The 26,880-nt window shown below is 44.7% G+C and carries 25 protein-coding genes and 2 tRNA genes; 14 read left to right on the forward strand and 13 right to left on the reverse strand.

Features of this window, described 5'->3' with window-relative positions:
• Positions 1-5 precede the first annotated feature (5 nt).
• Positions 6-875: an endonuclease/exonuclease/phosphatase family protein gene (locus GVO60_RS14515; protein ID WP_159655267.1), complete on the forward strand. Its 870-nt coding sequence runs from the start codon at positions 6-8 to the stop codon at positions 873-875.
• Here GVO60_RS14515 and GVO60_RS14520 read toward each other — a convergent pair.
• The 3 genes from GVO60_RS14520 to gloB all read right to left on the reverse strand — a co-directional run bounded on the left by GVO60_RS14520 (position 843) and on the right by gloB (position 3,920).
• Positions 843-1,529: a YIP1 family protein gene (locus tag GVO60_RS14520; RefSeq protein WP_159655269.1), complete on the reverse strand. Its 687-nt coding sequence runs from the start codon at positions 1,527-1,529 to the stop codon at positions 843-845. The genes GVO60_RS14515 and GVO60_RS14520 overlap by 33 nt on opposite strands.
• Positions 1,526-3,091 carry a lytic transglycosylase gene (locus tag GVO60_RS14525; RefSeq protein WP_159655271.1) on the reverse strand — a complete coding sequence of 522 codons (1,566 nt, stop codon included), beginning with the start codon at positions 3,089-3,091 and terminating at the stop codon, positions 1,526-1,528. Before GVO60_RS14525 ends, GVO60_RS14520 begins: the two co-directional genes overlap by 4 nt.
• A 70-nt stretch (positions 3,092-3,161) precedes the next feature.
• A complete protein-coding gene (gloB, locus tag GVO60_RS14530; protein WP_159655273.1) occupies positions 3,162-3,920 on the reverse strand; it encodes a hydroxyacylglutathione hydrolase in 759 nt (252 codons plus the stop codon).
• Positions 3,921-3,974: 54 nt separating this feature from the next.
• Here gloB and GVO60_RS14535 point away from each other — a divergent pair, with 54 nt between their 5' ends.
• The gene (locus GVO60_RS14535; protein WP_159655275.1) at positions 3,975-4,718 is read left to right on the forward strand and encodes a class I SAM-dependent methyltransferase; all 744 of its coding nucleotides are present in this window, start codon (positions 3,975-3,977) and stop codon (positions 4,716-4,718) included.
• On the opposite strand, the gene rnhA is transcribed toward GVO60_RS14535, so the two are convergent.
• A complete protein-coding gene (rnhA, locus tag GVO60_RS14540) occupies positions 4,711-5,175 on the reverse strand; it encodes a ribonuclease HI (RefSeq protein WP_159655277.1) in 465 nt (154 codons plus the stop codon). The two genes, GVO60_RS14535 and rnhA, sit on opposite strands and share 8 nt — an antisense overlap.
• 56 nt (positions 5,176-5,231) lie before the next feature.
• Here rnhA and dnaQ point away from each other — a divergent pair, with 56 nt between their 5' ends.
• Both dnaQ and GVO60_RS14550 read left to right on the forward strand, forming a co-directional pair.
• The gene (dnaQ, locus tag GVO60_RS14545) at positions 5,232-5,975 is read left to right on the forward strand and encodes a DNA polymerase III subunit epsilon (RefSeq protein WP_159655279.1); all 744 of its coding nucleotides are present in this window, start codon (positions 5,232-5,234) and stop codon (positions 5,973-5,975) included.
• An 8-nt stretch (positions 5,976-5,983) separates the two neighbouring features.
• On the forward strand, positions 5,984-7,234 hold the full coding sequence (locus GVO60_RS14550) for a TIGR03503 family protein (RefSeq protein ID WP_159655281.1): 1,251 nt from the start codon (positions 5,984-5,986) through the stop codon (positions 7,232-7,234).
• Positions 7,235-7,313: 79 nt separating this feature from the next.
• Here GVO60_RS14550 and fadE read toward each other — a convergent pair whose 3' ends face one another.
• On the reverse strand, positions 7,314-9,767 hold the full coding sequence (gene fadE, locus GVO60_RS14555; RefSeq protein ID WP_159655283.1) for an acyl-CoA dehydrogenase FadE: 2,454 nt from the start codon (positions 9,765-9,767) through the stop codon (positions 7,314-7,316).
• Between the two features lie 306 nt (positions 9,768-10,073).
• Here fadE and lpcA point away from each other — a divergent pair, with 306 nt between their 5' ends.
• From lpcA to GVO60_RS14570, 3 genes are all read left to right on the forward strand, one after another.
• Complete coding sequence (gene lpcA, locus GVO60_RS14560) at positions 10,074-10,658, forward strand: D-sedoheptulose 7-phosphate isomerase (RefSeq protein ID WP_159655285.1); 585 nt, start codon at positions 10,074-10,076, stop codon at positions 10,656-10,658.
• Positions 10,659-10,774: 116 nt separating this feature from the next.
• Positions 10,775-11,620, forward strand: coding sequence for a class II glutamine amidotransferase (locus GVO60_RS14565; protein WP_159655287.1), 846 nt, complete (start codon positions 10,775-10,777; stop codon positions 11,618-11,620).
• 121 nt (positions 11,621-11,741) lie between these two features.
• Complete coding sequence (locus GVO60_RS14570; protein WP_159655289.1) at positions 11,742-13,139, forward strand: serine hydrolase domain-containing protein; 1,398 nt, start codon at positions 11,742-11,744, stop codon at positions 13,137-13,139.
• A gap of 45 nt (positions 13,140-13,184) precedes the next feature.
• Here GVO60_RS14570 and GVO60_RS14575 read toward each other — a convergent pair whose 3' ends face one another.
• Together GVO60_RS14575 and tsaA are read right to left on the reverse strand one after the other, a co-directional pair.
• Positions 13,185-14,900 (reverse strand): proline--tRNA ligase, encoded by a 1,716-nt coding sequence (locus GVO60_RS14575; RefSeq protein WP_159655291.1) that lies wholly within the window; start codon positions 14,898-14,900, stop codon positions 13,185-13,187.
• Between the two features lie 111 nt (positions 14,901-15,011).
• Positions 15,012-15,707, reverse strand: a complete 696-nt coding sequence (gene tsaA / locus GVO60_RS14580; protein ID WP_159655293.1) for a tRNA (N6-threonylcarbamoyladenosine(37)-N6)-methyltransferase TrmO — start codon at positions 15,705-15,707, stop codon at positions 15,012-15,014.
• 125 nt (positions 15,708-15,832) lie between these two features.
• On the opposite strand from tsaA, the gene GVO60_RS14585 reads away from it, so the two are divergent.
• The 3 genes from GVO60_RS14585 to GVO60_RS14595 all read left to right on the forward strand — a co-directional run bounded on the left by GVO60_RS14585 (position 15,833) and on the right by GVO60_RS14595 (position 18,037).
• Positions 15,833-16,093 carry a type B 50S ribosomal protein L31 gene (locus tag GVO60_RS14585; RefSeq protein ID WP_159655295.1) on the forward strand — a complete coding sequence of 87 codons (261 nt, stop codon included), beginning with the start codon at positions 15,833-15,835 and terminating at the stop codon, positions 16,091-16,093.
• Positions 16,094-16,219: a type B 50S ribosomal protein L36 gene (gene ykgO, locus GVO60_RS14590; protein WP_005380299.1), complete on the forward strand. Its 126-nt coding sequence runs from the start codon at positions 16,094-16,096 to the stop codon at positions 16,217-16,219. It begins immediately after the preceding gene.
• 231 nt (positions 16,220-16,450) lie between these two features.
• Positions 16,451-18,037 (forward strand): AbgT family transporter, encoded by a 1,587-nt coding sequence (locus GVO60_RS14595; protein ID WP_159655297.1) that lies wholly within the window; start codon positions 16,451-16,453, stop codon positions 18,035-18,037.
• A gap of 130 nt (positions 18,038-18,167) precedes the next feature.
• Here GVO60_RS14595 and GVO60_RS14600 read toward each other — a convergent pair whose 3' ends face one another.
• The 4 genes from GVO60_RS14600 to metN form a co-directional block, all read right to left on the reverse strand.
• The gene (locus GVO60_RS14600; protein WP_159655299.1) at positions 18,168-18,407 is read right to left on the reverse strand and encodes an RNA recognition motif domain-containing protein; all 240 of its coding nucleotides are present in this window, start codon (positions 18,405-18,407) and stop codon (positions 18,168-18,170) included.
• 138 nt (positions 18,408-18,545) lie between these two features.
• On the reverse strand, positions 18,546-19,355 hold the full coding sequence (gene metQ, locus GVO60_RS14605) for a methionine ABC transporter substrate-binding lipoprotein MetQ (protein WP_159655301.1): 810 nt from the start codon (positions 19,353-19,355) through the stop codon (positions 18,546-18,548).
• Between the two features lie 44 nt (positions 19,356-19,399).
• Complete coding sequence (locus GVO60_RS14610) at positions 19,400-20,077, reverse strand: methionine ABC transporter permease (protein ID WP_159655303.1); 678 nt, start codon at positions 20,075-20,077, stop codon at positions 19,400-19,402.
• Entirely contained in the window at positions 20,067-21,101 is a 1,035-nt protein-coding gene (gene metN / locus GVO60_RS14615; RefSeq protein WP_159655305.1) for a methionine ABC transporter ATP-binding protein MetN, read from the reverse strand. Before metN ends, GVO60_RS14610 begins: the two co-directional genes overlap by 11 nt.
• A 272-nt stretch (positions 21,102-21,373) precedes the next feature.
• On the opposite strand from metN, the gene gmhB reads away from it, so the two are divergent.
• The 4 genes from gmhB (at position 21,374) to treC (ending at position 26,328) form a co-directional block, all read left to right on the forward strand.
• A complete protein-coding gene (gmhB, locus tag GVO60_RS14620; RefSeq protein ID WP_159655307.1) occupies positions 21,374-21,925 on the forward strand; it encodes a D-glycero-beta-D-manno-heptose 1,7-bisphosphate 7-phosphatase in 552 nt (183 codons plus the stop codon).
• 63 nt (positions 21,926-21,988) lie between these two features.
• Positions 21,989-22,936, forward strand: coding sequence for a trehalose operon repressor TreR (treR, locus tag GVO60_RS14625; RefSeq protein ID WP_159655309.1), 948 nt, complete (start codon positions 21,989-21,991; stop codon positions 22,934-22,936).
• 203 nt (positions 22,937-23,139) lie between these two features.
• A complete protein-coding gene (gene treB / locus GVO60_RS14630; protein ID WP_159655311.1) occupies positions 23,140-24,564 on the forward strand; it encodes a PTS trehalose transporter subunit IIBC in 1,425 nt (474 codons plus the stop codon).
• Positions 24,565-24,639: 75 nt separating this feature from the next.
• Positions 24,640-26,328 carry an alpha,alpha-phosphotrehalase gene (gene treC, locus GVO60_RS14635; protein ID WP_159655313.1) on the forward strand — a complete coding sequence of 563 codons (1,689 nt, stop codon included), beginning with the start codon at positions 24,640-24,642 and terminating at the stop codon, positions 26,326-26,328.
• A 165-nt stretch (positions 26,329-26,493) separates the two neighbouring features.
• On the opposite strand, the gene GVO60_RS14640 is transcribed toward treC, so the two are convergent.
• Both GVO60_RS14640 and GVO60_RS14645 read right to left on the reverse strand, forming a co-directional pair.
• Positions 26,494-26,578, reverse strand: a tRNA-Tyr gene (locus GVO60_RS14640).
• Positions 26,579-26,648: 70 nt separating this feature from the next.
• A tRNA-Tyr gene (locus GVO60_RS14645) sits at positions 26,649-26,733 on the reverse strand.
• Between the last annotated feature and the right edge of the window lie 147 nt (positions 26,734-26,880).

Raw genomic sequence — 26,880 nt, forward strand, 5'->3', positions numbered from 1 at the left:
AATACATGAAAAAGAAGTGGTTGCTTGCGATACCTTTTGCTGTTGTGGCTGTTGCTATCACCAGCTATCAAACTGTGTTTACTCTACCGAGTGAGTCTCAGCTATCTTCTATTTCTGGCGATAAGGTTGAACTTTCTTTGCAATGTTATCGGAATCAGCAGGCGAAGATACTGGATGTTAACGGGCGCATTGACTTGTTGGTATGGAATATTTACAAGCAAAATCGCGACAATTGGCAAACCGTTTTAACGCAGCTCTCACAGAATAAACAGTTGGTCTTACTTCAAGAAGCGAGTATGACTTCTTCGCTTCAAAGCTGGATTAAGCAACAGCAGTGGTTTGGTAGCCAAGTGGATGCATTCAAAGCGTTTGATACAACTGCAGGTGTACTTAATCTGACGGTCGATACTCCCAATTTAGCGTGTGCATTCACAGAGCTGGAACCTTGGCTTAGGTTACCTAAGTCAGCGTTGTATGCGACTTATCCTTTGTCTAGTGGTGAATCTTTGGCTGTGGTCAACATCCATGCGGTGAACTTCACCTATGGAACACAGGAGTATCAGCGTCAGTTAGCGACTTTAGTTAAGGAACTAACTGAGCATAATGGGCCGATTATTGTCGCGGGAGATTTCAATAGTTGGAGCGACGCTCGCCTGCGCGTGATGAGAAGTGCATTGAATCGAGTCGGTTTACAAGAAGCGAGTTATCAACCAGATAATCGGACCCAGTTTATTACTGGTTTACCCCTCGACCATATTTTTTATCGAGGCCTAACGCTAGAAACAGCAAAGGCGCCAATTTCTGACGCCTCTGATCATAATCCTATTGTGGCGAGCTTTACCTTAAAAGATAAGGATGTAGAGCGCCCAAATTAGGTAGTAGCCGACCCAAGGTAGGGTAGCAATAGCAAGCGCTTGGCCGCGTTCAAATTCAGTCCAAGTACCAACCGCTGCATACCCTAGGGCAATATACCAAGGCAGTAGTAGCGGGAATGAACTCGCAAACTGAGACCATTCGTTGGTTAGCGGTAGTTTCAATAGGCCGTTAAGGCTGTTGAGATCTGCCGCATATACCATTACCTGGCCATGCTTTAATAACACGCTAACGTAACTTGCAAGATCACCGATAAGTGCCGGGAAAGTAATCACAGCACTTGCTGCAAACCACTTCCAAAACCCGTGTTGATGTTGGCTTGGTTTCGCCGCTAGGTTAAACCAGAAAGCAAGCATCAGAATGGTTAAGGTACGACCTACCACATCACTGATGATTTCACTCGCCATTAAGGTGTTCGGGTCGAGCATCTCGAGTTGTTTTGGGTTGGTTACAGCAAGTTGAGCTGCCAAACCTTCTCTTAGCCACTCGAAGTTAACTAAATCGAAGTAAGCACCCCAAAATAGAAACGGCGACAGAATCAAGAAAATATAAGGTTGCCAGCCCCATGCACCACGTTGATACAGGGCAAGAAAGCAAGCGCTTGGAGAGCGGAAAATGTCCACAAGCATGATAAGCGGGTTACTTGACGGGGTCATACACTCACCTTAGTTACATCAACATACAGTTTTAGCTTCTGACCTGGTTTTAGGTACTTCTGCTTATTCAAATCGTTCCATTTCACGATATCGCGTGATTTCACCTTAAACTTAGAGGCAATGCCACTGATGGTGTCACCTGAGCGTACATTATAGAAAACAGTGCGGATAACAGCGCCTTCTGAGCTCTCTTTCCAAATCACCAGTTTCTGGCCAACACGCAAGGTATCTTTAGGTCCCATGCCATTCCATTTCGCTAGCGATTGATGTGAAATCTTGTTCGCTCGAGCAATGCTCCACAAGCTATCACCTGAACGCACTGTGTGAGTCTGTTTATATTTACCACGGCTTTTCGCTTGAGTTTTTTCCAAGCGATTGGCTGCAGTTAGCTCATAGGCTGTTTCATCTTGCGCTGATGCCGGGATTAACAAATATTGACCGACACGAATGTTGTAATTGTTCATGCCATTCGCGCGTTGAATCACTTTGGTGGTTGTGTTGTAGCGGTTTGCTAGCACACTGATGGAGTCACCAGATTTCACTTTGTAGCGAACCAGTTTCATCCCTTTACCACGGTTTTTTTCCACCTGGTACTTGAAGCTATCTACCGATTGAGTAGGGATTAACAACTGGTGAGGGCCTTCAGGTGCGGTTGACCATTGATTGTAAGCTGGGTTTAGACCCTGAAGCTCTTTCACTGAGATACCCGCATACTTTGCTGCAATTGCAAGATCGAGCTGCTCGTTTGGATCGACAAGTGTCACGACTGGCTTATTAGCGATAGCTGGAATATCGATGCCATATTTATCTTGGTTGGCGATAATATCGGCAAGTGCAAGCAGTTTAGGTACGTAGCCACTGGTCTCTTTTGGCAAATCTAACGAGAAGAAGTCGATCGGCTTACCCAGTTTTTTGTTCTTACGAATAGCGCTTGATACTCGACCACCGCCACTATTGTATGCGGCGATTGCATGGGTCCACTCTCCATCGAAACGTTTGTTAAGGTAAGTAAGGTAGTCTAACGCGGCTTCTGTCGCGGCTGGCACATCACGGCGGCCGTCATACCAGAAGTTCTGCTCTAGGCCATACATTTTTCCTGTGGCTGGTACGAATTGCCATAGGCCAGCTGCGCTACCATGAGAGTAGGCAAAGGCATCAAATGAGCTCTCTACGACCGGCAGCAACGCGAGTTCAAGCGGTAATCCACGTTGCTCAATTCTTTCTGTAATCAGGTATAGGAAAGGCTCAGCGCGCTTTGATACAGTTCTTAGGTGACTTGGATGTTTGAGATACCAAGTGCGGTAGTAATCCACCGTTTGGTGATCGGGAATTGGCATCTCAAGTTGCATCGCAATACGTTGCCATACATCTTGTTGAGACTGTGGGGTGACAACCGGCAGCGGCTTAGTGACAGGTTTCGTCGGCTGAACGCTTGGCTCAGTTTTAACGACTGCTGGTGGATTATTGGTGTCTGGAGAAGAAGATTCACCAGTATCTGTTGGCTGGGTAAGCTGACATCCTGCAAGGAAGAGTGCTAATACCCAGCTGTGTGTTACTCGCATTGCACAGCCCTTTTATTTCTTGGCTGCTGATAATACTTGTCACTCAGTGATAGTGACAAGCATCAAATCGTTAAAATTCGTTCTTCCACTCACGTAAAGCGGTAAAAATGGCGAGTGGATCGGCTTGCTGAGTTCGGTTTGCAACTGAGCGAATAACCGTTTGTTGATCGGTTCGCAAGAATGGATTTATCCACTTTTCACGACGAATTGTGGTCGGAAGGGTTGGTTTATTTTGGGCGCGTAGTCGATTCACTTCATCACGATACTGCTGCAGTTTGTCGTTATCTGGTTCAACAGCCAGTGCAAAAGCTACATTACTCGCCGTATATTCGTGGGCGCTGTATACCTCGGTCTCTTCAGGTAATGCGACAAGCTTGCTAAGAGAGGTATGCATCTGTTCCATTGTGCCTTCAAACACGCGGCCGCAACCAGCAGAGAAAAGCACATCACCGCAAAAGAGCTTGCCGTCTCCAACGTAGCCAATGTGACCAAGAGTATGGCCTTCTAACCCAAGTACAAAAAAGACTTCGCCAAACAGTTCAATCTGATCGCCACCTTCAACTGGATGAGTCAAAGTCGGTACGGGTTCGTTGGCTGGGCCGACTACATCAATGCCCGGATATTGTCTGACTAATTCAGCGATTCCACCAATGTGGTCATTGTGGTGGTGGGTAATAAGGATTGCATCTAAGCTTAGTTCGTGTTGCTGTAAGTACTCCAGCACTGGTTTAGCATCACCGGGATCGACGACGGCACAACGCTGATCGCTATTTTGAATCAGCCAGATGTAATTATCATTAAATGCGGGTATGCTTTTGATATCTAACATAGTTATTTTCCCAGTTTCTAGGGTCTACCGGCCCTTGAGTGAAGCAGGTTATGTATGAAACCAGCACGTAGCAATAAGAAGCTAGCAAAGCCTCATTCATGGTCTCAGCTTAAAAATGGTCAATGGGTCAGTGAGTCTATTCAAACCCGAATGGATGAATGGTGCCCAAAACTATTTGGTTACCATATGCTTAAGCTCGGTGGCCTCAGCTGCGAGTTAACCAGTTTTGATTGCAATATTCAACACCAAGTCCATCTTGATATAAAAAACCCTTTGCATAACGTCATCGCTGACGGATATGACCTGCCTTTTTTTGAAAAGAGCTTTGATGCCGTGGTGATGGCGCACCAGCTTGATTACTGCAACGATCCTCATAGGATGCTGCGTGAGGTCGATAGAGTGATGATAGATGATGGCTATATCATCATTACCGGATTTAACCCGATTAGTTTTACTGGGCTTGCGAGTTTGTTGCCGTGGCGCAAAAACAATCTACCTTGGAGCGGGCGAATGTTTACTCCGAACCGGATTAAAGATTGGTTGAGTGTCTTAAACTATCAAGTGATTGAGTGCGACAGTTACGCGTTATTTCCGATGCAAAAGTATCGAACTATGTGGACTTGGCTTGAAAGCAGTATGGGAAGTTGGGCATCGCCATTGGGAAGTTTGTACTTTATTGTGGCAAGAAAGCGGACGTATCCACTCAAGCCAATCAAACCGCACTGGAAGTTAAAACGAAAATTGACGCCAGTTAGCGTCAATTACAAAGTGTCGAATAAGCAAAATAGCGCTAATTAGGGATATAGCCTGTATCTTCTTCGGTTGGGTTTTCTGCCGCTGTACGGGCTAATTCGTCACACATCTCATTTTCACGGTGACCTGCGTGGCCTTTAACCCAGCGCCAATCAATCGAGTGACGTTCACTTTCTAGATCGAGCGCCTTCCATAGATCGGCATTCTTAACTGGTTTTTTGTCTGCTGTTTTCCAGCCACGTTTCTTCCAGTTGTGAATCCACTGGGTAATACCTTGACGAACATATTGGCTATCAGTAGTCAGAATGACGTTACATGGCTCTTTCAAGGTTTGCAGCGCAACGATGGTTGCGAGCATTTCCATACGGTTGTTGGTGGTGAGCGTATAGCCTTTTGCCAGTGTTTTTTCGGTTTGTTTGTAACGCAGAACGATTCCGTAACCACCTGGTCCTGGGTTACCTAAACAAGAACCATCTGTGAAAATTTCCACCTGTTTCGTCATGATTTGATACTATTGGGTTAAGCACATTATTCGCATAGTCTGACACACATATTGTTATGAATACCAGCAACAATTCTAAACACAATCGTATCGTGGTACTCGATACTGAAACCACGGGTATGAACCTAGAGGGTGGCCCTCACTATATGGGGCACCGCATCATTGAAATTGGTGCCGTAGAGATCATTAACCGTAAGCTAACGGGACGACATTTCCACGTTTACATTAAGCCTGATCGTGAAATTCAGCCAGATGCGGTGATGGTTCACGGTATTACGGATGAGTTCTTGGTTGATAAGCCAGAGTATCAAGATGTTCACCGTGAGTTTCTTGAATTCATTAAAGATGCTGAGTTGGTTGCACACAACGCGCCCTTCGATACCGGCTTCATGGATTACGAGTTTGAAAAGCTGGATCCAAGTATTGGTAAGACGGATGACTATTGTAAGGTTACCGATACCTTGGCGATGGCGAAGAAAATCTTCCCAGGTAAGCGAAACAACCTCGATGTGCTATGTGAACGATACGGTATAGATAACTCACACCGTACTCTCCACGGCGCTTTGCTCGATGCGGAGATTCTCGCTGACGTTTACTTATTAATGACCGGTGGGCAAACCTCATTACAATTCAATGCTGGTAGTTCCGATGGCAGTGATGTGGGAGGTGAGTCAATAAAACGGGTAGCTGGTGGGCGAAAAGCGCTAAAGGTTATTCGTGCTACTGCCGATGAACTAGATGCACATCAAAATAGATTAGATATCGTCGAGAAGAACGGAAGTTGTCTCTGGCGCCAGTAGGAGAAGGGATGTTAAGGATTTGGTTGGTTGTGTTCAGCTTGCTGCTGAGCTCAGCGAGTTTTGCTGCACAAGAGTCTTCAATGACCTTACTCGATAACCGTTTTCGAGTCGATCCTACGATTAAGCAAATTACCTTCGTTATTTACAGAGCTGAAAATTCGCAACCTGTCGTGTTGGTGCGGCCAGATGGTAAAAAGTATTATGCTTGGCGCAGCCCAGATAATGTCCGTTGGTATCAAGAATCTTCAATGGACATCATTTCAATTGATAAACCCATGCCCGGTCCATGGCAGGCGGTTGGCAAGGTCACGCCTAAAAATAAGATTAAGCTCATTTCTCACTTAGAGCTATCAACTGATGTGTTACCGAATCGCCTTTATCAAGGTGAATCTCTCAAGTTTACGGCAAGACTAACCTCAGACAAGAAGCCTTTGATCCTCAGAGACTTTTTAGATCGAGTGAAGCTTAAGGTTACTTTTACCAAATTTGTTGAGAACGAAGAGAGCTTGATTAAAGAAGCTCGCCCAATTCCGGAAGTGATCGGCGAGTTCGCGGATGATGGGATGGAGCTGGATGAAATCTCTGGTGATGGTGTCTTTACGGTTTCATTACCAGTGACCAGTGCGCCAGGAAAGTATCGAGTCCGGATTACTTCGGGCAATGGCATCTTCTTACGTGCTCAAGAGCAAGAGGTATTGGTTTACCCATCACCAATTGAAGTAACCTTTATTCAGTCTCGAAGTGAAGCCGAATCGCACAAGGTGGTCTTTTCCGGTGAGCAGGGAATGATTGAGCCTGGTACTATAGCTGCAGCAATAGAGCATCATGATCCTGAAGGTCACCAAGTGGACGTTCAAGGCAGTGCTGCAAAAGAGAGTAACAAACTTGAGCTGACGATTCCTTACACTGAAGCAATTGGTAATTACTCTTGGAGTGGTGATTTGTTCGCAACTGAAATGGGCTCTGGGCGTAGCTTAGTTTTCCCTCTTAACGAATACACTTATAGCTTAGTGGAAGAAGTCGATATTGCTGAAACACGCCGCTTGCAGGAAGAAGAACGTCTCAAGCAACAAAAAATCATGGAAGAGTTGCGACTCTTAGAAATGCGTGAAGAGAAGAAAACGCAAGGTATGATCATGATTGCCATCGGTAATGTTGTCGTGATCTTGATTGCGCTTGTTGCTTGGTTTGTTATTGGTAAGTTAAGAGCGCGCAAACAAGCGGTTCCTGAAATGCAATTAGAGATGCCGAAGAAGTAACTCAAAGTTTAATCCGCGATCTAAAAAGGGCTGCATGCGCAGCCCTTTGTTGTTTTTGTAGAACTCAATTAAAGAAAGGTTAAGCCACTTCATCCATGGTTGGTAGTGGCTTATCTAGAGGCTTTGCGGCGAGTTCCTCTGGAGCAAAGTCGTCAACGTTGATGACGTATAGGCGGTGCTCTTCGGCATCGCGCAGCAAGTTCGCCTCTGTTACGTCAATTAAACCTTTCTCTAGACCGATTTCAGCCACTAGATCTAGGCGCAAGAATGGACGACGTTGACCAAGCGCTTTACAAACTTTGTCGAATACAGGCTCTGCAGCAAGAATGATTTCAAGTGCTTGCTCAATTTTACCAACAGGGTTGTTATCACTCGCTGTTAGGTATTGGTTACGACCAAGACGAGAGCGCGTTGCTGATGGTGTTTGTAAAATTCGTGCAACTTGGCTGTCTAGCTTATCGTTTGGTGCCTTACGGACGCGACCAAATGGTAAAATGACAACGCGAAGCGCTTTTCCTAACCACTTGTTTGGGAAGTTTGCTAGGAATTCATCAATTGCATGTTCAGTTTGTTTCAAGCTATCTTGTAAACCCCAGTGAACCAGCGGTAAATCATCAGCGATGCGGCCGTCACTCTCAAAACGCTTGAGTGTTGCTGAGCTTAAATATAGTTGGCTCAGAATATCGCCAAGACGAGCAGATAGGCGCTCTTTACGTTTTAAAGAACCACCCAATACCGCCATTGAGATATCAGATAAGAAAGCAATATTTGCACTGTAGCGGTTAAGCTGCTGGTAGTAGCGCGTTGTTGCATCTTTGACAGGCGCATTCGAAAAACGACCATCGGTTAAACCAAGCCAGAAGCTGCGAATCAAATTACTCATGCTAAAGCTAACGTGGCCGGCAAGCGCACTGTCGAATTTGCTCAGAGCATCTGAAGAATCAGAGTAAGCGGCATTCATCTCTTCAAGCACATAAGGGTGACAGCGAATCGCACCTTGACCATAGATGATCATTGAGCGCGTTAGAATGTTGGCACCTTCAACTGTGATAGCAATTGGAGAACCTTGATAACCACGTGCAAGGAAGTTCGATGGGCCGAGACAGATCCCTTTACCACCTACAATATCCATCGCATCGATGATGCTTCTTTGGCCTCGGTGCGTACAGTGGTATTTTACAATCGCAGAAATAACCGATGGCTTCTCACCTAAATCAATGCCAGCTACAGTTAAATTACTTGCTGCATCCATAACATAAGCATTACCACCAAGGCGTGCTAACGGCTCTTCTACGCCTTCCATATGACCAATAGGTTGCTTGAACTGACGACGAATACGAGAATAAGCACCGGTTGCCAATGCCGCAGATTTAATACCACCTGTCGAGTTAGACGGTAGGGTAATACCACGACCAACGGATAGACATTCGACCAACATACGCCACCCTTGACCAGCCATTTTAGGGCCACCAATGATGAAATCGAGTGGAACGAAAAGGTCATTCGCTTGAGTTGGACCATTTTGGAATGGCACGTTTAGAGGGAAGTGACGATTGCCTATCTCTACCCCTTTTAGTTCTGTTGGGATAAGCGCACAAGTAATACCTAAGTCTTCTTGTTCGCCGAGTAAACCCTCTGGATCGCGCAGTTTAAAGGCAAGACCAAGTACTGTCGCTACAGGCGCTAACGTGATGTAGCGTTTGTTCCATGTTAGGCGCATACCTAATACTTCTTTGCCTTCCCATTGGCCTTTACATACCACACCGAAGTCAGGGATAGAGCCTGCATCAGAGCCCGCTTCAGGGCTAGTTAATGCAAAACATGGGATCTCTTTACCTTCCGCTAGGCGAGGTAAGTAGTAGTCTTGTTGTTCTGTTGTTCCGTAATGCTGTAGCAGCTCGCCCGGGCCTAATGAGTTAGGGACACCGACGGTAGAAGACAGTACGCTAGAAACCCCCGTCAGTTTCTGTAGAACAAGAGATTGAGCATAGGCTGAAAACTCAAGACCGCCATATTTCTTTTTAATGATCATGGCGAAGAATTTATGATCTTTCAGATACTGCCAAACCTCTGGTGGTAGATCGGCGAGTTCGTGAGTGACTTGATAGTCATTGACCATAGTACAGACTTCATTCACTGGCCCATCTAGAAAAGCTTGCTCTTCTTGGCTCAGTGTTGGCGGCTTAATATCATGCAGTTTCTGCCAATCAGGTTTGCCTTTGAATAGCTCGGCTTCCCACCAGACCGTACCCGCATCCAGAGCTTCTTTCTCTGTTTGCGACATAGCGGGCAGAACTTTCTTAAATAAGCTCAGGGCTTTTTTACTGATGAGAGATTGCCTAATTGAAGGTATGCCAAAAACCACCACGGCAGCAATGTAGAGTAACCAACCTACAGAACCTGCTGTTCCTATGATGGAAAGGGTAACCATAGTCGCGGTCAAAGCTGCGATTGATGTGATCAGAGAGGTTCGATGGTAGAGGCAAGTCGCCATAACCAAAGAGAATCCAAGTATAGAGAGCAAGATGTCCATATGCGTTTTCCTTATGCGACGTTTTTTTAGCTGTTATACGTCGTGATTAAGTAAGAGGTCTTACCAGTTAAGTGTAATCAAAATATTAATAAAATGTAAAACCTGCGAGTGCTCAAAAAGTGATCTAAGTAGAGTGAAAGTTCTAAAAATGATTGGTGGTGCCGATTTTGTGAGCGTTGAATTGCAAGAAAGGTGCAATTGTTAACCGTGAGCTATCGACAGTGAGAATTGTTTGAGTAAACTCATCAAATAGAAGGGTGACGCGATTAGCGTCGCTATGAATGCACAATAATTAGAGATAGCCCTATGTACCAGGATTTGATTAAAAGCGAATTACTTGAAGCTGCTGATGTTCTGAATAAATTCTTAAGTGATGATAGCAACATCGCGCAGATTGAAGCGGCGGCAAAAATGATTGCAGATTCATTCAAACAAGGCGGTAAAGTGCTGTCTTGTGGTAACGGTGGTTCTCACTGTGACTCAATGCATTTTGCTGAAGAGCTAACAGGGCGCTACCGTGAAAATCGCCCTGGTTTACCTGGTATTGCTATCTCTGATCCAAGCCACCTATCTTGCGTGAGTAATGACTTCGGTTATGATCATGTTTTCTCTCGTTATGTTGAAGCCGTGGGTTCTAAAGGGGACGTACTGTTTGGTTTATCAACTTCTGGTAACTCAGGCAATATCCTGAAAGCGATTGAAGCGGCTCAGGCTAAAGGAATGAAAACCATCGCATTGACGGGTAAAGACGGCGGTAAAATGGCAGGGCTTGCGGATATTGAAATTCGTGTACCGCATTTTGGCTACGCAGACCGTATTCAAGAGATCCACATTAAGATCATTCACATTGTGATTCAGTTGATTGAAAAAGAGATGGAATCGCACGCGTAATCTTAGCAATCAGGTGAATTTAAGCACTGGTATACACTGGTGCTTTGTTTAACCTTATGTCATTCTATCTTTCACCTAGACAATGGCTTAAGCAGTATAAGGGAGTTTGTTAAAGCATGTGTGAATTGCTCGGAATGAGCGCTAACGTACCAACGGATATCTGTTTTAGTTTTACCGGTTTGATGCAACGTGGCGGAAATACAGGACCTCACCGAGATGGATGGGGTATTACCTTTTATGAAGGTAAAGGTTTTCGCAATTTCAAAGACCCAAATCCAAGCTGCAAATCCAAAATTGCAGAGCTAGTGCAAAACTACCCGATCAAAAGCCGTGCGGTTATTAGTCATATTAGGCAAGCCAATCGTGGTGGCGTCAACTTAGAAAATACCCACCCATTTACCCGCGAGCTGTGGGGACGTTATTGGACTTTTGCCCATAATGGTCAATTAACCGATTACCAAGATTTCACCACTGGGCGTCATCGACCTGTAGGCCAAACCGATAGTGAATTGTCTTTCTGTTGGCTACTAAAACAGATGGAAGACAGATACCCAGAGCCCCCCCAAGATATGGTGGGTGTATTCCGATTTATAGCTGAATGTTGTGACAAGCTCCGTGAGAAAGGTGTATTTAATATGCTTTTGTCTGATGGTGAGTACGTAGTGACATACTGTACTAACCATTTGTATTGGATTACCCGTCGAGCACCATTTGGCAAAGCGTCATTGATTGATGAAGATGTAGAGATCAACTTCCAAGAAGAAACCACACCGAATGATATTGTTTCAGTGATTGCGACTCAGCCATTAACGGATAATGAAACTTGGCATCGAATGAAGCCTGGGGAGTTTGGTATTTTCCATTTTGGTGATTTGATTGATGGTAATGCCGATGAACTTATTGATGTACCATTTGCACCGAAGAAAGTCGCGAGCCAAGCGCCTACAGAACCATTAGAGTAATAACCTTAATTTATTTGAGGTCATACGCAATCCTCTGATTACAAGTCGAAAGTTTATATTTAGCCCGTTGATATATTAATAGTATCAACGGGCTTTTTTAATTAATTTAGGTTGATAAGTTATGAGATGGATTGCGTTATTTTTCATAGTATTAAGCCCATTCGTTTTGGCCCAGCAGCCAGAAGCGTTGTCAAAGTTACTCGCCAGTTATAAATATGCTTCGGAAGAAGAACAACACTACATCATTGATGAGAGGATGAATTTTTGGCAAATACCGAGCGTCAGTGTTAGTACCTTTAAGCTGGGTAAGCCTGATTGGCAATTTGAACTTGGGGAGCGTAATGAAAGTGGAAGTAAAACAACTTCAGATACGCGCTATCAAGTTGCCTCGATAAGTAAACCGGTAACGACGTTAATCGTGTTGAGGGCAGTTGAGAAAGGCCTGGTAAAACTAGATGCAGATGTGCAGTCTCTGCTGGCACCAGAGTTTTCAACACTTGTGCGTTCTCCGGTAACTCTTAAGCAGCTTCTGTCTCATACCGCAGGTTTTAATCATGTTGGATATATAGGTGTTGAAAGTGACTTGCCTCTACCGACTTTATCTTCTTACACTCGAAAAGACTCCAAATATGGCGTATTAAAACAAGAGTTTCCGGTGGGCGAATTTCACTACTCAAATGGTGGATACATTATCGTTCAACATATTTTGGAGCATATTTACGGTATGCCTTTTGAGCAAATCGCGCAACAGGAAGTCTTCAAGCCACTAAACATGCTTCATTCTAGTTTTGTTCAACCTGACGCCAATAGTGTGGGGAATGAGTATTCTCATGCGCACCGTATGGGGAAATGGGAGCCTAAAAGTTGGCATAAGTATGCGGCGCAAAGTGCGGCTGGCCTGTGGACAACACCTAGTGACTTAACAAAACTATTGTTAGCCGTTCATGCCGCTTATATAGGAAAAGACGAGTCTTGGCTTACTCAAAACAGTGTCTACACCATTAACTACCCTGTGACTCTCTACTCTGGAGTCGGTTTCTTCCGCAGCTCCGGATTACAAACCGGATATGTCTTTCATGGTGGTGTGAACTATGGCTTTGAATCTCACTTTGTTCTCTACCCAACTCTAGGGACAGGTGCCGTTGTAGTCACGAATGGACAAAAAGGCGATCAACTTGCTTTAGAGATCCTTCGAGCGATTTCGGTTGAAGAGGAGTGGCCAGGTTACTTATTGAATCAAACGGAAGTTCTTAAGTCGGATTTGAAAGAACTGAAACCATTAGTAGGGCGCTATCAATATGATAAGCACTTTTATGCGGATATATTCCTTCGTGATGGGATGTTATATGTGCAAGGTTATCAGCAAGATGCGTATGTCCTACATAAAGTCGCCGACAATACATATCAACCACTTGAGTTTAAATCGACGTTTAAATTTGAGTTATCTAGCAAAGGGAAAGTGAAAGGGCTGACGCAGGATGCGCCGTTTTATAATGGCTTCGCTAAAAAAGTGAAATAAAAAAAGGGCTGACGAATTGTCAGCCCTTATCGATCTCAAGGCGGATTAGCTAAGCTGTGCTTTTACATGCTCAACAATATCGGCCATCGCGATTGCAGTCTTTTCGCCAGCACGACGGTTCTTATACTCGAAGTTACCTTCTTTCATTGAACGGTCACCGATAACGATGGTGTGCGGAATACCGATAAGCTCGATATCAGAGAACATCACACCTGGGCGCTCTTTACGGTCATCGAACAGAACTTCAATACCAGCAGCCGTTAATTCAGCGTATAGCTTCTCAGCGGCTTCCTTAACTTCTTCAGACTTGTGCATGTTCATTGGTACGATAGCCACTTGGAACGGTGCAATAGCGTCTGGCCAGATGATGCCGTATTTGTCGTGGTTCTGCTCGATGGCAGAAGCAACCACGCGAGAAACACCGATACCGTAACAACCCATCTCTAGGATAACGTTCTTACCATCAGGGCCAAGCACGCCACAGTTCATTGCTTCTGAGTATGCTTTACCCAGTTGGAAGATGTGACCCACTTCGATACCACGCTTAAGCATGAGTGTACCTTGACCACATGGGCTAGGATCACCCTCTACAACGTTACGTAGATCTTCAATTTGGCCTAGCTCAACGTCACGACCCCAGTTGATACCGAAGTAGTGCTTGTCATCCACGTTTGCACCTGCGCCAAAGTCGCTCATTACAGCGACTGTGCGGTCAACGATGAATGGTAGTTCAAGACCAACAGGGCCTAGTGAACCTGGACCTGCGCCCACAAGCGCACGAATTTCTTCTTCTGTCGCCATCTCTAGTGGAGAAGCAACTTGAGGAAGGTTTTCAGCTTTCACTTCGTTTAACTCGTGGTCACCACGGATGATAAGCGCAATGATGTCCGCATCGACTTCGTCAGATGCTTTAACGAAAAGAGTCTTAACTGTTTTCTCGATAGGCATGTCGAACTGTTCAACAAGCTCTGCGATCGTTTTCGCGTTTGGTGTATCAACCAGTGTCATCTCTTGAGTCGGCTCTGCACGCTCACCTGCAGGAGCAGCAGCTTCCGCTTTTTCGATGTTTGCCGCGTAGTCAGATTCAGTAGAGAATGCGATTAGGTCTTCACCGCTTTCAGCCAGTACGTGGAACTCTTGAGAGCCACTACCACCGATAGCGCCTGAGTCAGCCAGTACTGGACGGTACTCAAGACCCATACGATCAAATGCCTTACAGTACGCGTCGTGCATCGCTTGGTAAGATTTCTCTAGACCTTCTTTGTCGATGTCGAAGCTGTATGCATCCATCATGCAGAATTCACGTGCACGCATTACGCCGAAACGTGGGCGACGCTCATCACGGAATTTAGTTTGAATTTGGTACAGGTTTAGCGGCAGCTGTTTGTAAGAGCTCACTTCGTTGCGCACAAGGCTAGTGATTACTTCTTCAGCTGTTGGGCTAAGTACAAACGGACGTGTATGACGGTCAGTAAAGCGAAGTAGCTCAGGACCCATCTTCTCGCTGCGGCCTGTCTCTTCCCATAGTTCAAACGGCTGAACAACGGGCATCAAAGTTTCGACTGCACCTGCATTGTCGATCTCTTGACGAACGATGTTTTCGACTTTACGCAGAACACGTAGACCGGTAGGTAGCCAGGTATATAGACCTGAAGCCAGCTTACGGATCATACCTGCACGTAGCATGAGCTGGTGGCTCACTACTTCTGCGTCGTTTGGAGTCTCCTTCAGAGTAGAAAGAAGATAATTACTGGTACGCATTAAATTTATCCGTTTATCAAAGTTAGATACTCAAGCCGAGATAGGCTTGGCATTATGCTCCCACAATGGGAATTCAATTAAGCCGTTTATAATATCAGCCAAATGCGTTTGTCAAAAGCTCTCAATCGCAGTAACTGTTATTAAGTTGCCATTTGCGCTGAACTTGACGTTCAAATCGAACAAATTCACCGCGTATTCTTTCTCGTCGGGCTTATTCTTTTTATAAGCGGGGCGAGGATCTTGCGCCAGAACTTGGGATATCACGGTTTGAACTGTATCGAGATCTGGACGTTGCGCTATTGCTTTTAGTGCCGCTGGAGCGAATGACACTTCAGACTGTTCTGGCTCTGACTCTGCGTACCCACCAGTCGCGTTGGGAATTGAATCAGAGTAGGGAATGTATGGCTTAATATCGATGATGGGAGTGTTGTCCACTAAATCTACATTGCCCAGCTCTAGATAGATCTGCTCTCCCTGCTTGGTGATACCTTTTACTTCCACTGCAGACATACCAATGCCATTAGGGCGGAATGTTGAACGTGAAGCGAACACGCCGACTCGCTCATTACCGCCAAGCCTTGGTGGTCTGACTGTGGGTTTCCAACCGGCTTGCAAGTTTTGGTCGAACATAAATAGCAGCCATACATGGCTAAACGCGTCGAGATCTCGCACCGATTCTGGGCAGTTAGCTGCGCCGACTAAGCGTAGGCGAGAGGTCGCGGCGGGGACAAGCCTTGGTTGTCTTGGTACCGCAAACTTCTCTTTATAAGGGCTTTCTATATACCCAATAGGTTCGATGGTAAACATTCGTTTTCCATTCTTTATCAGAACAATGTCCTCAAATTACCACAAATTTTTTCAATAAAACCATTTGATAATAGTTATCATTTATGATGTTATAACATAACAATTTGTACATGAGATGATTATCAATGAGAAAAGATATCCACCCAGAATATAGAGACGTTGTTTTTCACGATACAAGTGTTGATGAATACTTCGTTATTGGCTCGACGTTAAAAACCGATCGGACTATTGAATGGAAAGATGGCAAGACCTATCCCTATTTCACCATCGAAGTGTCAGCGAAGTCACATCCGTTTTACACGGGTAAGCAACGCGTTATTCATAAAGAAGGCCGAGTGGCTAACTTTAAACGTCGTTTTGGCCAATTTTCTAAGGGAGAAGAGTAGATGAAAGTCGTTAAGTCACTAAAGAGTGCTAAAAGTCGCCATCCTGATTGTCAGATTGTTAAAAGAAGAGGACGGTTGTATGTGATTTGCAAAACAAACCCTCGTTTCAAAGCGGTACAGAAGTAGGTGTTGTGAGATAAACAGTATAAATGGTTTTATATGAATTATAAATCTAACTTTTGGTTTGTATTTAGTGTTATTTGCTAATTATTTGTTCATATTACGTTAAATAATTTGAATTGCCACACACTCTGTAACATTTTTGATTTTAAATCCCCTTTCTTGTCGAGTAACCTGCGCAGGCTTTGTTGACATATTTGTCACATTTGCGCAGGAATAACTACAAGGAGGGAACAGATGAGTTCATCTGCTTCAATAAGAAATAATGCACCAAAGAAACCTTTATTTACTCGTTTTCTCGATGGTGTTGAATATTTGGGGAACCTTTTACCCCATCCGATCACTCTTTTTGCAATCTTCTGTGTTGCGATCCTCGTTACTTCAGGCATAGCAGGTTACTTTGAAGTTTCTGTTATGGACCCTCGACCAGAGGGCGCTAAAGGTCGTGCTGCAGACGGCATGATCCATGTTGTGAGCTTACTAAACGCTGAAGGCTTACAGTTGATTGTCACTAACCTAGTGAAAAACTTTGTTGGTTTTGCTCCGTTAGGTACCGTGCTCGTTGCAATGCTAGGTGTTGCGATTGCTGAGCACTCTGGCCTTCTTTCGGCTGCAATGCGTGGTATGGTAATGGGCGCATCTAAGCGCATGGTTACTGTGACAGTTGTTTTTGCAGGTATTATCTCGAATACAGCATCAGAGTTAGGCTATGTGGTACTTATCCCACTAGCAGCGATGCTATTCCACTCATTAGGTCGTCACCCTCTTGCTGGTCTTGCAGCAGCCTTTGCTGGTGTATCTGGCGGCTACTCTGCAAACCTTCTAATCGGTACGGTTGATCCACTGCTTTCTGGTATTACAGAAACGGCAGCGCAAATGATTGACCCAACGTATTCAGTTGGTCCTGAATCAAACTGGTACTTCATGTTTGTTTCTACTTTCTTTATTGCGATTACTGGTGCATTCGTAACAGAGAAAATCGTTGAGCCAAAACTTGGCAAATACAACGATGAAGAAGCGTCTGAAGATCTATCAAATGATTCAATGGGTAAGCTTACTGACGTTGAGAAGAAAGGTCTAAAGTTAGCAGGCCTTGCCGTTCTTGTTGTATCAGCTTTGCTTGCATGGACAATTGTTCCTGAAGATGGTGTCCTACGCTCAGCGACGGGCACGGTTGCAGGTTCTCCGTTTTTGAAGAGTATTGTTGCGTTTATTTTCGTATTCTTCGCAGTCCCAGGTTTTGTTTACGGTAAAGTTACTGGCTCAATGAAAACAGACCGTGACGTGATTGACGCTATGGCGAAGTCAATGTCTTCAATGGGTATGTACATAGTACTTGTATTCTTTGCTGCTCAGTTCGTTGCTTTCTTTAAGTGGACTAACTTTGGCCAGGTATTCGCAGTAGCAGGCGCAAGCTTCCTACAGGATATTGGTCTTACGGGTCCAATGCTGTTCTTTGCATTCATTATCATGTGTGGTTTCATCAACCTAATGATCGGTTCTGCATCTGCTCAGTGGGCAGTAACTGCGCCTATCTTCGTTCCAATGCTAATGCTAGTAGGTTACGCGCCTGAGACGATTCAAGCTGCTTACCGTATCGGTGACTCAACAACGAACATTATTACACCAATGATGAGTTACTTCGGTCTTATCCTTGCGGTAGCGACGCGTTACATGAAGAACCTAGGTATCGGTACTCTGATTGCAACTATGCTTCCATACTCAATCGTATTCTTGGTTGGTTGGAGTGTGTTGTTCTACCTATGGGTGTTTGCATTCGGCCTACCAGTTGGCCCAGGTGCAGCAACCTTCTACACACCTTAAGTTGTAGCAGTTGATCTTACTAAAAAGCCGGAGTCTGACTCCGGCTTTTTTTGTTTTCATCTACGGTGTTTTTAGATAATAAAAAAGCCAGCATTGAGCTGGCTTCATTTTTTATTGGTGAGTGACTGGCTTAGTTGTTTGCCGTCTTCACGCGAATTTTGCTCTTAGCAACGGTGGCTAGGTTTAAACTAGCGATTGCCGCTTTGGCTTCATCTTCGTTTGCCATTTCTACAAACGCAAAGCCTTTAGACTTCCCAGTCTCTTGATCGAGAACTAGGGTACATTGACCAACAGTACCGTGAGCTGAGAATAGCACGCGAATCTCGTGCTCTGTCGTTGTACGTGCAAGGTTACGAACTAGTAGTTTCATAATATAGGTCTTATCGAGTGGTTAAGGGCGGATTGTCGCAGGTTCGTTGCGACAAACCAAGCAAAGAATAAAATAGCGAGGATCAAAAAAGGCTGACGCATTGCGCCAGCCTCAGAAGTTGTTTTTATTAAAGTGGAATTACCAGCCTCTAACAACGCCACCTTGGAAGATTTCTGATGCAGCTGCGTAAACTTCTTCAGTTTGGTACGCTTTTACGAAGTTAACTACGTTCTCAGCTTGCGCGTTGTCTTCACGTGATACGATTAGGTTTACGTATGGAGACTCTTTATCTTCAACAAATACGCCATCATTTTGTGGTGTTAGGTTGATAGAGCTTGCGTAAGTTGTGTTGATAACAGACAGTGCCACGTCATCTAGAGAACGAGGAAGCTGAGCAGCGTCTAGTTCAACGATGGTGATGTTTTTCGGGTTTTCAACGATGTCACGTACCGTTGCTAGTAGACCAGCGCCTTCACGTAGCTTAAGCAGGCCTTGTTGCTCTAGAAGTAGTAGAGAGCGACCTAGGTTAGTTGGATCGTTTGGTACCGCGATACGAGCACCGTCTTGAATCTCATCCACTGATTTTACTTGCTTAGAGTAACCTGCAATAGGGTAAACAAAAGTGTTACCCGCGATCGTTAGCTTGTAAGCGCGATCCGCAACTTGCTGATCTAGATATGGTTTGTGCTGGAATGCGTTGATGTCGATAGAGCCATCATCTAAGGCAGCGTTTGGTGTTACATAGTCAGTGAAAGTCACAAGCTCAACCTCTAGGCCAAACTTCTCTTTTGCTACTTTTGCTGCAACTTCAGCAACTTGTGCTTCTGCACCAGCCATTACGCCGACTTTTACTTTGCTTGTATCAACTTCTTTTTCACCACAACCTGATAGAACAAGTGCAGACGCTGCTGCTGCAATAGCCAAAAGACCTTTTAGACGGAATTTCATCACTCTCTCCTTATGAATATAATCTGTGAAATTTGTTGTTATCTCTAGCGGTGATCAACGCGACGAACAATCGCATCACCGATAGATTGAATAATTTGTACTAAGACAATCAGCATGACGACGGTTACTGCCATGATAGTCACGTCATAGCGGTGAAAGCCGTAACGAATAGCCACATCACCTAAGCCGCCACCGCCTACTGTCCCCGCCATTGCAGAGTAGCTAACAAGCGTTACTAGCGTGATGGTTACTGAGTTAACAATCGTAGGCATTGCTTCTGGTAGCAGTACTTTTGAGATGATTTGCATTGGTGTCGCGCCCATAGACTGAGCCGCTTCAACTAATCCAGTTGGAACTTCTAACAGCGCTCCTTCAATTAAACGCGCCACAAATGGAATCGCGCCAATGGTTAGCGGAACGATAGCTGCTGTTGTACCAATGAAGGTACCGACAAGTAGCTTAGTGACAGGAATGATAGCGACCATGAGAACCAAAAATGGAACCGAGCGACCGATGTTCACAATCGCACCTAAAATGCCATTGAGTTTGGTATTTTCGAGCAAGCCATCTTTTTTCGTTGTATGCAAAATAACGCCCAGAGGGATACCAACGGCAAAACCAACGATTCCGGCAACAGTAACCATGTAAAGGGTTTCCCATGTTGCACCGAGCAATAGATTGCTGTTTAGGCTTAGCCACTGTGAAATTTCATTAAAGGACATAACCTAGCACCTCTACTTTTACCTTGTGTTCGCGTAGAAACTCAATTGCCGCATTATCATCTTGTTCGTTACCAAAGAGTTCAGCGACCATCATGCCGAACTTCACGCCGCCAGCGTAATCAAGATCAGAACTTAAAATGCTGACATCGATATTAAATTTGCGCGCAATTTGCGTCATTAGTGGCGCATCGACTGTAGCGCCAGTGAACTCAAGACGAACAAGAGGGTAGCTGCCTTCGACGCGTGTTTCTTGTAGGCGTGCTTGATAGTCTTCTGGAATCGATAGATCCAGCGTAGAGCGGATAAATTGATGAGCTAGCTCTGTTTTAGGGTGAGCAAAAATATCGCCAACTGACCCTTTCTCAACTAACTCTCCGCCACCAATGATCGCTACTTCATGACAGATGCTTTTCACCACATCCATTTCATGGGTAATCAATAGCATGGTGATGTTAAGTGTGCGGTTGATCTCTTTTAGCAGCTCCAGAATCGACTGTGTAGTCGCAGGATCTAGGGCACTGGTTGCTTCATCACAAAGCAATACTTTGGGATCTGAGGCCAGCGCCCGAGCAATCGCCACACGTTGTTTTTGACCACCACTTAGGTTGGATGGGTAGCTCTCATGCTTATCATCTAGGCCAACCAGTCGAAGTAAATCAGTCACTTTCTGGTTGATCTTCGCTTTCTCTGTTCCTGCAAGTTCCAACGGCAGTGCAACATTATCAAACACAGTACGAGACGAAAGTAGGTTAAAGTGCTGGAAGATCATACCGATATTACGGCGTGTTTTGCTCAACTCAGATTTGGACAGCTGAGTTAGATCGACACCATCAACAATGATAGAGCCACTGGTTGGGGCTTCTAACATGTTAACGCAACGAATTAGCGTGCTTTTCCCTGCTCCAGAAGAGCCAATGACACCAAAAATCGTTCCTTGAGGAATATGAAGGTTAATATCCTTCAGGGCGTTAATTTCCTTTGTACCCTGGTAGAAAACCTTGTTGACTTGATTAATTTCAATCATCGAGAAACCCGCTAATCAGATTATCTTGGGAGCAGTAGATAATGTTGACCTACATCTCATTTGTTAGATGATGCTATGGTTTCGCGTGTTTACTGTCAATAGATATTTTTACGTCTAGACGTCTAAATGGTTATTTTGCTCAATCGATTGGTCATTAGATAGTGTAGAAAGAAATAAGGTGCCGGATTCTGAGGTGCATGGGTTGAAGATGGCATATTGAAACGACTCGGGTATAATCGTGGTTCTACATATAGCAGACAGAGAAGCAAATTTTGGCTAAACCAGCAGTCTTTTTGGATCGTGATGGCGTAATTAATGTTGACCACGGTTACGTGCACGATGAGCATGACTTTGAATTTATTGAGGGCGTGTTTGAAGCGACGAAGAAACTGAAAGAGATGGGTTACCAACTCGTTTTAGTAACGAATCAGTCTGGTATTGCACGTGGTAAATTCAGCGAAGACCGCTTCCTTGATTTAACCCAGTGGATGGACTGGAACTTTGTCGATAACGGTGTTGAGTTTGACGGCTTTTATTACTGCCCACATCACGCTGAGCACGGTATTGGTAAGTACAAAGAAGATTGTGATTGCCGAAAGCCTAAGCCAGGTATGTTCATCTCTGCACGTGACTTCCTTAAGATCGATATGGCTAATTCGGTAATGGTTGGTGACAAAGCAGAAGATATGATGGCAGCAGAAGCCGCTGGTGTCGGAACTAGAATTCTTGTTCGCACTGGTAAGCCTGTGACTGAAAAAGGTGAAGCTTTAGCATCAGTGGTGCTTGATAGCATTAAAGATGTACCTGAATATCTTGGCAAATAACCGCTAGATGAGGCTGCAATGCGGCCTCATGATTCCCAATTCTCAAATTGACCCCTTTATTCTATGAGCAAAAAGCTAACTATTCTTGATATTGCAAAACTGTCCGGTGTGGGTAAATCAACGGTTTCTCGTGTGTTAACTAATGATCCTAAGGTGAAGCCCGCGACTCGTGCGAAAGTAGAGCAAGTTATTCAAGAATCTGGTTACGTACCAAGCAAATCGGCTCAGAGTATGCGAGGGGGCAGCCAGAAGGTTGTGGGTGTCATTATCTCTCGTCTTGACTCCCCATCTGAAAACAAAGCGGTGGGCAGCATGCTTAATACCTTGTATAGCGCAGGGTATGATGTGGTAATCATGGAGAGTCAGTTTGATCGCATCAAAACCAACGAGCATCTCGACGTATTGAAAAAGCGCAATGTGGATGGGGTGATCGTGTTTGGCTTTAGTGATTTCGATATCAGTAAGCTAGAAAACTGGCACGATCGCAGTGTTGTGATTGCCATGGATACTGACAAGGCTTCTTCGATTAACTATGACAATAGCCTAGTCATCATTAAAGCTCTTGAGTTTTTGCAGCAAAAATCGCTTAACCATATTGGTTTTATTGGTGTGGATCCTAGTGATAAAACCACGGGTAAGCTTCGTCTGAATGCTTACCTTGATTGGTGTCGTCAGCACCAAATTGAGCCTCAATACCAAACGGGTCAGCTTAATCATGAAAGTGCGTACCTGCTGGTGGATAGTGTTCTTAATGAGCAGACTCAGGCAATTGTCTGTGCCAGTGATACATTAGCATTAGGTGTTATTAAACGTCTTCAAGAGCTCAATCGTGAAGAGGTCATTGTTACCGGTGTTGGTGGCAATGAGCTGCTTTCTTTTCTTTTCCCTAAAGTCTTTAGTATTGACCCAGGCTACTCATTAGCGGGTGAGCGAGCTGCTAAGTTATTGATCTCACATATAAATGGTGAGATCGAGCAAGTACACATTACTCAAGAACCCCTTTCTCTCTAAGCGATTCTTTTTAAACTGAATTAAAATTATACTGTGATCTCATTCAATTAATGGGACTGTTCCCATTTTTATCTTAAATAAGATCTGACAATATAATAATTACAAATGGGAACATTCCCAAAATAACAACAATCGATTGAGTCAGTTTGACCGTCAGTAGTTTGATTTAAGATGAATGAGATCCAATTAGGGTGGACATGGATATGAGTAAGATTGCGAAACAAGAGGTTGAGCGTCTAATAGAGTTAGTCGGTGGACGCGAAAATATTGCGAGTGTAAGTCACTGCCTAACGCGCCTTCGTTTTGTACTAAATGACACAGAAAAAGCCAGTGAGAAAGAGCTTGAGTCTCTGCCAATGGTTAAAGGTTGTTTCACAAATGCAGGACAATTTCAGGTCGTTATCGGCACCGAAGTCGACGATGTCTACAAGGTTTTGATTGAGCTCACTGGGCAAACAGCGGCGTCGAAAGATGAAGCTAAGCTGGCTGCTCGTCAGAATATGAACATTTTAGAGCGCGGTATTTCCCATTTAGCTGAAATTTTTGTACCACTGCTTCCTGCGATTATCACGGGGGGGTTGATTCTTGGCTTCCGTAACGTGATCGGCGACATCAAGATGTTTGATGGCCAGTCCTTGACTGAAATTAGCCAATTCTGGGCAACAGTACATAGCTTCCTATGGTTGATCGGTGAAGCGATATTCTTCTTCCTGCCGGTAGGTGTTTGTTGGTCGACGGTGAAGAAACTGGGCGGCACACCAATTCTGGGTATTACCTTGGGTGTAACTCTGGTATCACCACAGTTAATGAATGCGTATCTCATTGGTAAACAGGTGCCTGAGGTTTGGGATTTTGGTTTGTTTGTCATTGAGAAAGTCGGTTATCAAGCCCAAGTTATTCCAGCCATGTTAGCAGGTGTAGCACTAGCGTTTATTGAAACCAACTTAAAACGTATTGTCCCTTCATACTTGTACCTTGTTGTGGTGCCATTTGTTTCAATCATTGTTTCAGTAGTACTTGCGCACTCGCTAATCGGCCCATTTGGTCGTGTGTTAGGTGACGGTGTGGCATTTGCAGCTAAAGCGGCGATGACGGGTGATTTTGCTGTGATTGGTTCAATGGTGTTTGGTTTCCTATATGCACCACTTGTGATTACTGGTATTCACCACACAACAAACGCGGTTGACTTACAGTTAATGCAAGACCTTGGTGGTACGCCAATCTGGCCACTAATTGCTTTATCTAACATAGCTCAAGCGTCTGCGGTTGTCGGAATCATCATTATTAGTAAAAAGCATGGTGAGCGTGACATTTCGGTACCTGCGGCAATCTCGGCATACCTAGGTGTTACTGAGCCTGCGATGTACGGCATCAACTTAAAATACAAATTCCCTATGCTAAGCGCCATGATCGGTAGTGCGATTGCTGCAGCTATCTGTGGTAGTGCAGGTGTGATGGCGAATGGCATCGGTGTTGGTGGTTTGCCAGGTATTCTTTCTATTCAACCACAGTTCTGGGGCATTTACGCCGTGGCAATGTTGGTGGCGATAGCGGTACCTGCTGCTTTAACTCTCTTCTTCTACAAACGAGCGCAACTCAAGGGTGAGCTAGAGCCTGTTAGCGCATAAGTTTGCAACACAATTTAGGAGCGGCCCTTTGCCGCTCCACTCCTAAGATTATTTTTTTGGTAAGTGAGTTTAGAAATGACAACAATCACTAACGATACGAACTGGTGGAAAACCGCCTCGATTTATCAAATTTATCCAAAGAGTTTCTGCGATAGTGGCAGTAAAGGAACGGGGGATATTCAAGGTATTATTTCTAAGCTCGATTATCTAAAACTGCTGGGTGTTGATGCTATCTGGCTGACTCCTGTTTATCAGTCACCGATGATCGACAATGGCTATGACATTGCGGATTACTACTCAATAAATCCAGATTTCGGCACAATGGCTGATTTTGATGAGTTGTTAGCTCAAGCTCATCAGCGTGGTATTCGTCTGATTATGGATATCGTGGTCAACCACACTTCAACTGAGCACCATTGGTTTCAATCAGCATTAGGCGATAAGCAGAGCCCTTACCGTGATTACTATATATGGAAAGATCCTGTCGAAGGTAGTGTTCCAAATAACTGGCAATCTAAGTTTGGCGGAAGCGCTTGGGAGCTAGATGAGAACACCGGTCAATACTTCCTTCATCTGTTTGCGAAAGAGCAAGCGGATCTAAACTGGGAGAACCCTAAAGTTCGCGCGGAAGTGAAAGAAGTGATCAGCTTTTGGGCAGAGAAGGGTGTGGATGGATTTCGTTTAGACGTGATCAATTTGATTTCTAAGCAGCAAGATTTCCCTAGTGATCAGATTGGAGATGGTCGACGTTTCTATACGGATGGCCCTCGCGTGCATGAATATCTGCAAGAGATCAGCGAATCGGTATTTCAGAAATATGGCAGCGTGACGGTCGGTGAAATGTCCTCGACGACGCTTGAGCATTGTCAGCAGTATTCGTCCTTGGATAATAAAGAATTATCGATGGTGTTTAACTTCCACCACTTAAAAGTCGATTACCCAAATGGTGAGAAGTGGACCAAAGCGCCATTCGATTTTAATCAACTAAAGCAGATCTTTAATCATTGGCAAACGGGTCTAAATGGTAAAGGGTGGGGAGCGCTGTTTTGGTGTAACCACGATCAGCCACGAGTCGTTAGTCGTTTAGGTAACGATCAAGAGTATCGAGTGGAAGCGGCGAAGATGCTTGGTGCCTCTGTTCACATGATGCAAGGTACGCCATATGTTTACCAAGGTGAAGAGATTGGTATGACCAACCCAGGTTACACCTCTATCGAACAGTATCGTGATGTAGAGAGTACCAATATGTATGACATTATGGTCAATCAACAAGGTGTTTCTCATGATGACATGATGGCGATTTTAGCTCAGAAGTCGCGTGATAACTCTCGTACTCCGATGCAGTGGAACGGTGATGAATATGCTGGGTTCTCAAAAGGGCAGCCTTGGCTTGAAGTGGCTGGTAACTATCAAGATATCAATGCTGACAACGCCGTGGAAGATAGCGACTCTGTGTTCTATTTCTACCAAAAATTGATTCAACTCCGTAAAGAAGTTGAGGTGATTACGTCTGGCAACTACTTAGATTTATATCCCGGGCATCACTCAGTGTTTGGTTATCAGCGTCAATCAAATCACCAAACGTTGATTTGTTTAAATAACTATTATGGTCATGAGAGTGAGTGCGTCTTGCCGAAAGAGTTTGAATGTGAAAAGGCGAAGTATCTACTTGGTAATTATTCAGATTTGGATTGCGATGTGAGCCAGCATCAGGTGTTAAGACCTTACGAGACGCGCATTATTTTGTTAGAGCATTCAATTTAGTTAACTGACGCCCCCCTTTAGTGTTAGTTGATGCCCCGGCTTAGTCGGGGCTTTTTTCTATTCAGTGACAAGGGAGAGAATCAGGCGGTAACGGAATCACTAGGCTTGAAAAATAAAGAGTAGAAACGAAAAAAAGCCAACTCAATGAGTTGGCTTTCTTGAATATGGTGGAGGGGGACGGATTCGAACCATCGAAGGCAGTGCCAGCAGATTTACAGTCTGATCCCTTTGGCCACTCGGGAACCCCTCCAGGGTATTTTTATCCTTAATCAATGATTTCCCAACTCATTAATCAAGCTGCTCTCTTTTCAGAGAAAATATGGTGGAGGGGGACGGATTCGAACCATCGAAGGCAGTGCCAGCAGATTTACAGTCTGATCCCTTTGGCCACTCGGGAACCCCTCCAGGGTATTTTTATCCTTAATTAATGATTTCCCAACTCATTAATCAAGCTGCTCTCTTTTCAGAGAAAATATGGTGGAGGGGGACGGATTCGAACCATCGAAGGCAGTGCCAGCAGATTTACAGTCTGATCCCTTTGGCCACTCGGGA

Origin of the sequence: Vibrio atypicus, from assembly GCF_009811315.1 — a bacterium.
GTDB classification, from domain to species: Bacteria; Pseudomonadota; Gammaproteobacteria; order Enterobacterales; family Vibrionaceae; genus Vibrio; species Vibrio atypicus.

Coding starts and splice junctions, on each gene's coding strand:
- dnaQ (WP_159655279.1), top strand. CDS start 5,232: ATGAATACCAGCAACAATTCTAAACACAATCGTATCGTGGTACTCGAT.
- GVO60_RS14535 (WP_159655275.1), top strand. CDS start 3,975: ATGAAACCAGCACGTAGCAATAAGAAGCTAGCAAAGCCTCATTCATGG.
- GVO60_RS14520 (WP_159655269.1), bottom strand. CDS start 1,529: ATGACCCCGTCAAGTAACCCGCTTATCATGCTTGTGGACATTTTCCGC.
- GVO60_RS14570 (WP_159655289.1), top strand. CDS start 11,742: ATGAGATGGATTGCGTTATTTTTCATAGTATTAAGCCCATTCGTTTTG.
- GVO60_RS14565 (WP_159655287.1), top strand. CDS start 10,775: ATGTGTGAATTGCTCGGAATGAGCGCTAACGTACCAACGGATATCTGT.
- GVO60_RS14515 (WP_159655267.1), top strand. CDS start 6: ATGAAAAAGAAGTGGTTGCTTGCGATACCTTTTGCTGTTGTGGCTGTT.
- rnhA (WP_159655277.1), bottom strand. CDS start 5,175: ATGACGAAACAGGTGGAAATTTTCACAGATGGTTCTTGTTTAGGTAAC.
- GVO60_RS14600 (WP_159655299.1), bottom strand. CDS start 18,407: ATGAAACTACTAGTTCGTAACCTTGCACGTACAACGACAGAGCACGAG.
- gloB (WP_159655273.1), bottom strand. CDS start 3,920: ATGTTAGATATCAAAAGCATACCCGCATTTAATGATAATTACATCTGG.
- metQ (WP_159655301.1), bottom strand. CDS start 19,355: ATGAAATTCCGTCTAAAAGGTCTTTTGGCTATTGCAGCAGCAGCGTCT.
- treC (WP_159655313.1), top strand. CDS start 24,640: ATGACAACAATCACTAACGATACGAACTGGTGGAAAACCGCCTCGATT.
- GVO60_RS14585 (WP_159655295.1), top strand. CDS start 15,833: ATGAGAAAAGATATCCACCCAGAATATAGAGACGTTGTTTTTCACGAT.
- fadE (WP_159655283.1), bottom strand. CDS start 9,767: ATGGACATCTTGCTCTCTATACTTGGATTCTCTTTGGTTATGGCGACT.
- tsaA (WP_159655293.1), bottom strand. CDS start 15,707: ATGTTTACCATCGAACCTATTGGGTATATAGAAAGCCCTTATAAAGAG.
- GVO60_RS14550 (WP_159655281.1), top strand. CDS start 5,984: ATGTTAAGGATTTGGTTGGTTGTGTTCAGCTTGCTGCTGAGCTCAGCG.
- GVO60_RS14525 (WP_159655271.1), bottom strand. CDS start 3,091: ATGCGAGTAACACACAGCTGGGTATTAGCACTCTTCCTTGCAGGATGT.
- metN (WP_159655305.1), bottom strand. CDS start 21,101: ATGATTGAAATTAATCAAGTCAACAAGGTTTTCTACCAGGGTACAAAG.
- ykgO (WP_005380299.1), top strand. CDS start 16,094: ATGAAAGTCGTTAAGTCACTAAAGAGTGCTAAAAGTCGCCATCCTGAT.
- GVO60_RS14610 (WP_159655303.1), bottom strand. CDS start 20,077: ATGTCCTTTAATGAAATTTCACAGTGGCTAAGCCTAAACAGCAATCTA.
- lpcA (WP_159655285.1), top strand. CDS start 10,074: ATGTACCAGGATTTGATTAAAAGCGAATTACTTGAAGCTGCTGATGTT.
- treR (WP_159655309.1), top strand. CDS start 21,989: ATGAGCAAAAAGCTAACTATTCTTGATATTGCAAAACTGTCCGGTGTG.
- GVO60_RS14575 (WP_159655291.1), bottom strand. CDS start 14,900: ATGCGTACCAGTAATTATCTTCTTTCTACTCTGAAGGAGACTCCAAAC.
- treB (WP_159655311.1), top strand. CDS start 23,140: ATGAGTAAGATTGCGAAACAAGAGGTTGAGCGTCTAATAGAGTTAGTC.
- GVO60_RS14595 (WP_159655297.1), top strand. CDS start 16,451: ATGAGTTCATCTGCTTCAATAAGAAATAATGCACCAAAGAAACCTTTA.